The sequence below is a fragment of the Cellulosilyticum sp. genome (assembly GCF_982396655.1).
On the sequence record NZ_CEVXFV010000097.1, the window covers coordinates 1 to 5,406 of the forward strand.

7 protein-coding genes are annotated in these 5,406 nt (G+C 32.1%); all 7 read left to right on the forward strand.

Going from position 1 to position 5,406, the window contains the following annotated elements; all coding sequences use genetic code 11:
- Positions 1–728: phage NrS-1 polymerase family protein (locus AC1VAQ_RS20630; protein ID WP_479904496.1), on the forward strand; the 728-nt coding region annotated here is incomplete at its 5' end.
- Positions 729–742: 14 nt separating this feature from the next.
- Entirely contained in the window at positions 743–2,155 is a 1,413-nt protein-coding gene (locus AC1VAQ_RS20635; RefSeq protein ID WP_479904497.1) for a VapE domain-containing protein, read from the forward strand.
- 350 nt (positions 2,156–2,505) lie between these two features.
- A complete protein-coding gene (locus tag AC1VAQ_RS20640; protein WP_479904498.1) occupies positions 2,506–2,796 on the forward strand; it encodes a hypothetical protein in 291 nt (96 codons plus the stop codon).
- Between the two features lie 33 nt (positions 2,797–2,829).
- Entirely contained in the window at positions 2,830–3,210 is a 381-nt protein-coding gene (locus AC1VAQ_RS20645; RefSeq protein WP_302599043.1) for a hypothetical protein, read from the forward strand.
- Between the two features lie 22 nt (positions 3,211–3,232).
- On the forward strand, positions 3,233–3,673 hold the full coding sequence (locus AC1VAQ_RS20650) for a sigma-70 RNA polymerase sigma factor region 4 domain-containing protein (protein WP_302599041.1): 441 nt from the start codon (positions 3,233–3,235) through the stop codon (positions 3,671–3,673).
- Between the two features lie 123 nt (positions 3,674–3,796).
- Positions 3,797–4,657 (forward strand): hypothetical protein, encoded by an 861-nt coding sequence (locus AC1VAQ_RS20655; RefSeq protein WP_479904499.1) that lies wholly within the window; start codon positions 3,797–3,799, stop codon positions 4,655–4,657.
- A 34-nt stretch (positions 4,658–4,691) separates the two neighbouring features.
- Positions 4,692–5,210, forward strand: a complete 519-nt coding sequence (locus tag AC1VAQ_RS20660; RefSeq protein ID WP_479904500.1) for a hypothetical protein — start codon at positions 4,692–4,694, stop codon at positions 5,208–5,210.
- The last annotated feature ends 196 nt before the right edge of the window (positions 5,211–5,406 follow it).

The following is a 5,406-nucleotide window of genomic DNA, read 5'->3' on the forward strand; positions in this document are numbered from 1 at the left end:
GTGGCATGGCTCAAAGTAATAATGCTGAGACTTGGAGTGATTATGAAACTGCTATTAGGGTAGTACACCTATATGATGGTTTAGGCCTTATGTTAGGTGATGGCATATTTGGTGTGGATATAGATAGTGTAGAGCTTGATGATCCAGTGGTAAAAGAGGTAGTAACAACATTAAATAGTTACAGTGAGGTGTCTCCTAGTGGGAAAGGTATTCATGTGATTTGCAAAGGGAGTAAGCCACAAGGAGCTTGTAGAAAAGGTAACTTTGAATGTTATGAGAAAGGCAGATTCTTTACAGTTACAGGAAAAGTCATAGGAAACTATACCACATTAAGAGATTGTACAGAGAGTATTAAGCCACTACACACAAAGTATTTGGCAAGGCAAGAAAAGACCTTTTTAACCACACCCTACCATATAGGAAGAGGCGAGTCTTTGGATGATAGAGAAGTCATTGAAAAGGCAAGCAGAAATGAGAAATTTAGAGACCTCTATTACTATGGTGGTAGTTCAGGAGATGCATCTAAAGATGATATGACATTTGTTAATATGCTTATTTTTTGGACAGGTGGCAATGCAGGACAGATAGATAGGATTTATAGGAGTAGTGCCATGATGCGAGATAAATGGAATAGAAGGCAAAGTGGCTCTACTTATGGGAATATGACTATTAATAAATGTTTAAGCACTTATAGAGGTAGTTATTATAACAAGAATTATTACAAATAAGAGGAGAGGACAAAATGCAACAAATAAACTTTAGTGATATACGAACTTATGATTTTTTAAGTTGGGATAATGAAATAGAGCAGGTAAAAAAGTTAAATGAGTTAATGATAGAGGCTGAAAAAAGTAAGCAGAAAACATTATTTAATGAAATGATAAAAGCTATAAAGGCCGAGATGAAGAAGGCATTACAAAAGACAAAGATAAGCTCAAAGCAAGATATTAACTATGAATGTAATGATAGGGGAACGCCTTATAAGATATGGGAAAACTTAGCCTTGTTATATAAAAAGAAAGATATTCAATTACAATATAATGAGTTAAAGAAAGAGATTAAGAGTAACGTAAAATGGTATGTTTATAAAGACTTTATGACCATTATGAATAGTGATTGTGTAAGGACAGGATTACATCTTTCAAGAGATAATCTTTGGGATTTTACTTCTTTTATTGCTAATCAAAATGCATATAATCCAGTTAAAGAATATTTAGAGAAAGCACATGAAAAATATAAAAATACACCAGGGGCAAATGAGCTTGAACGACTCCTTAAAACTATTACCTATGCAGACCACTATACTTATGAGGAAATTTTATTTAATGAAAAAATCATAAAAATATGGCTGATGACAGGCGTAAAAATGGGATTAAACAATGGGCATTTTAATGCAGAATTTACTTTAGTATTTAAAGGGAAACAAGGACTAGGGAAAACAAGATGGTTTAGAGCATTAATGCCAAAGGAAATTTTATTTGATTTCTTTAAGGATGGTGTACAGCTAGACCTTTCAAAAAAGGATGATATTATTCAGGCTACATCTTATTGGCTGTGTGAATTAGGTGAGCTTGGAGGAACTATGAGGAAATCGGATCGTGACGCACTTAAAGCATGGTTAACTTCTCCACAAGATGAATATCGTACACCATATGATAGAAAAGCTGAGAAATATCCACGTAGAACATTCTTTGCTTGTACAGTTAATGATGATGAGTTCTTAAGGGATGATACAGGGAATAGACGTTTCATTGTAATAGATGTAGAAGCTCTTAACCACACCCATGATATTGATGTTGATTTATTATGGGGGCAAATTATGGACATGTACTTTAAAGGTGGGGTAACACATCTTAATCAAGAAGAAATCCAATTAAACAATGAAAGAAACAAAGAGTATATCGTGAAAACAGATGAGCAGTTAATTATTGAGCATATTATCCCACTCAATCAACCTGAAGAAGAATGGGGCTATATTACAAGTACAGCATTATGCAATTATTTAGAGGAGCAGCATGGGAAAAAGTTAACACCTAAAAAGGTTGGAAAAGCATTAAGCAATATGGGATTTGAACAACGTAATACCTCAAAAGGGAAGTTAAGAGGTAGATTTTATAAGATGCCTTATATAAAGGATTACAGTATACCATTTTAATTTGCAACGGATTGCAACGTTAAAACAACATTAAAATTGATTGTACTGTTGCATGTGGATGTCTTGTGGGGCAATGGATTGATGAGGTTTGCAACATTTGCAACAGTAAAAGTAAGAAAAAATATAATAAATAATATATATAGGGAATAGAGGTAACGAGTCACTGCGTGTTACATTTTCAAAAGTTTTTACGTTTTTTACTGTTGTACTGTTGTAACCTATGAGTATCAATGAAATTAAGGTATAAAGTACTGTTGCAGTTAATGTTGCAAGCAACAGAAGTGAAGCAACGGATTGGAGAATAGAGATAAATGGGTAGGTGTGGTTAAAAAAAGAAAGGAACTAAACTAATGAATGAATTAAGATTTGAAGGACTTATTGAGAGAATTACCCTAAAGAATGAAAAAGTAGTTAGATTTACTCTTTTAAATAAGAAGAATAAACGAATCACAGGAACAGTGTTTAATGGTGCCAACACTCGCCACATATACGAGCAGGTAGAGGAGAACGTAGGACAAGTTGTAACTATAACAGCAGAGATGTATGAAACAAGTTATAAGGATAAAAAGACAGAGCAATGGATTAATAGTTATTGTGCGTGTATCAATAAAATGGAATGTAGCCAGCACGCAGCAATGTAAGGTGTAGAGAAAAGAAAGGATAAGGGATTTAGGATGATGAACGTTAAAGAATTAAGAAGAATTGCAGAACAAAATATGCCAGTAGGGAGACGACTACAAGGAAATGAGCAAGTTTACTATTTAGCAATGAGAGGACTATATGGTCAACATAGAAAAGGAGAAATTTCACTACAACAAGCTCAAGAGGAAAAAGAAATACTCACTAAATGGTATGAAGCGTGTGAGAAGAAGGTAGAACCGATTAAAGAGGTGGTTTATCTCAATAAGGATAAAGTAGTAGATGCAGTTATTCTTGAATTAGGCAGATATATGTCATGTGGGCAAAATCATGAGCAAAGAGAGAAAGCATATCCTAGAAAGCTATTTGAAGAGAGAATAGTTAAGGTAATAGATCAGGCATACAAAGAGGCATAATTACACACTTGGAGGTTACACAATGAAAGACAATAATTACAGCACAGTAGAAGGCATCCTTTACAATTTACCAAAGTTAAAGGTTGAAATAGATAATTTAAAGCTAGATTTAGAAGAAGCGCAGGAGGTAGTCGGTATAACAGGAGCAAGTGGAAATGAAAGAGCAGGAAGTGTCACATATGCGTTTAGTAGCGTTGTAGAGAATGAGGTAATAGAAAGAGAGATAAATAATGAAAGACGTATACAGGCTATTTTAAAGGATATACAGAAGAAGGAAAGACAATTAAAACGAGTAGAGAATATATTAAGTATACTAACAGAATATGAGTTACAGCTCATTGAAATGAGATACTTTAAAAGGTATTCAATAGGTAGAATATGTGAGGTAATGGAACTCACAGAAGATGGATTTAATAAGAGAAGAAAGAGATTAATAAAAGAAAGATTAGCACCATTATTTTAAGTGCTAGAAAATTTGTGTGATTAAAAGGGTTGATTTTGTATAGTGTATAGTATATTATATATATTATGTAAATTCCTTATTACGGAAAAAGTTTTAATTTAATATATTTTTGAGGAGATTTATATGAAAAGAATAAAAAAATATATAGCCATGCTATTAGTTATGACTATTGTTTTATGTACATCTAATTTAACTTTTGCTAAGGCTGTAACTAATATTGAATACCTACCAGAAGAATTATTAAAAGCTGATCAAGTGGAAGTTATAGAAAATGGTGATGTTTATTCAAGGGCATATGCGGTAATAGATAATCAAAGAATAGATATAGAATGGAATAGAGAGACTAATGAGGTTTCTTTAAGTCAAGTTGATTTATTAAAAGATGCGAGAAGCTTATCAGAAACAGATAAAATAGAATTAAACTTTAAAATTGAGTTTAATGGAGAATTAAAGCCAAGCTATACTATTGAAACAGAAGAAGGAACATATTCAGTTGTAAGTGGACAACCTCAACAAGCGAGAATGGCAGGAAGTATTAGATTGATACTAGTAATAGGGCAAGCATTAATGAAAACATTAATTGCAATGGCGGCAACTATTACAGTATTATATGCTGGTGAGGAAATACGTCATGCACTTGCATCAGAAGTAGTTGAAACACTTGAAAAGAAAGGGTATTTTCATTATATGGCACTTTTAAATGAAGAAATGACTAGTATGGGAAAAATTAAAAAGCTGTATATTGGTAATGCGTTTGAAACAACAGGAGAAGCAGCAGCATGGTTAAGAGGTGGTGGAAATGTTTGGTCTAAATCATCTGCTTTAGCTAGAATGGTAGCAAATACTGCTGGGGGTGCAATTGGTCCAGAGATTGATTCATATAGCCCAATTAGTGTACAATTAGGACATGACTATTATTACCATTATCATATTATAGGACGTATAGGTGGACATTCATTCTATGGGACACGAGCAACTAAATAATTGAGTGAAATATAATTAAGTAGAGGAAATAAACATGAAGAACTATACATTAAAAGATATAACAACACCTATAAAATTTTCAATTGAAGAAATAGATACTATTCTAAAATACAGATTTAATGCGCAGGTATGTGATAGTAGTTTGATTGGGAAATCTAAACTCGAAAAAGGGATTAAAGAGAGAACATATCATATTACAGATTTAGAGATATTACAATCTATTAGATCTTTTGATGAAAATAGGAAAATAGAAAAAAATATAAATGAAATGTTAGAATTAGGACTAGAGGTTAATGCAATTGATAGAGGAGAAGAATATTTTATTAACTTTGAATTTGATTGTAATGATAGAATAGTTGATATGATTTTTTTGGGACAAGAGTGTGAATATCTTTTAGATGAGACAATAATTCTTCGTGGAAACAATTATCAGCAAGATCAGTTTAATTTAAGTGATTCATCAGAGGAAGGACAAGCACTGATTGAAGAAATTATTAGAAAGAATGAAATATATTATATGGAGTTGTTAAAAAAACATGGATATATTAGATAGAGCCAGATAGACTTTTCTAAGGATATTCATGAGTTAAATTAGTTAATGATAATTATACATTTAATAAATAGTACAGGCTTTGTATTGTAAAAGTATTGTTTTTTTCTTGTTTTTGTCTGTTAAAAAGTATTGGTTAGATGAGGTATTATTATATAGTAATCGTGTAAGAACAACGAAGACGTAATAAATGTAAGTC

Excerpts from the sequence above, each read along its gene's own strand:
- AC1VAQ_RS20655 (WP_479904499.1), top strand. The coding sequence starts at position 3,797 with ATGAAAAGAATAAAAAAATATATAGCCATGCTATTAGTTATGACTATT.
- AC1VAQ_RS20660 (WP_479904500.1), top strand. The coding sequence starts at position 4,692 with ATGAAGAACTATACATTAAAAGATATAACAACACCTATAAAATTTTCA.
- AC1VAQ_RS20640 (WP_479904498.1), top strand. The coding sequence starts at position 2,506 with ATGAATGAATTAAGATTTGAAGGACTTATTGAGAGAATTACCCTAAAG.
- AC1VAQ_RS20635 (WP_479904497.1), top strand. The coding sequence starts at position 743 with ATGCAACAAATAAACTTTAGTGATATACGAACTTATGATTTTTTAAGT.
- AC1VAQ_RS20650 (WP_302599041.1), top strand. The coding sequence starts at position 3,233 with ATGAAAGACAATAATTACAGCACAGTAGAAGGCATCCTTTACAATTTA.
- AC1VAQ_RS20645 (WP_302599043.1), top strand. The coding sequence starts at position 2,830 with ATGATGAACGTTAAAGAATTAAGAAGAATTGCAGAACAAAATATGCCA.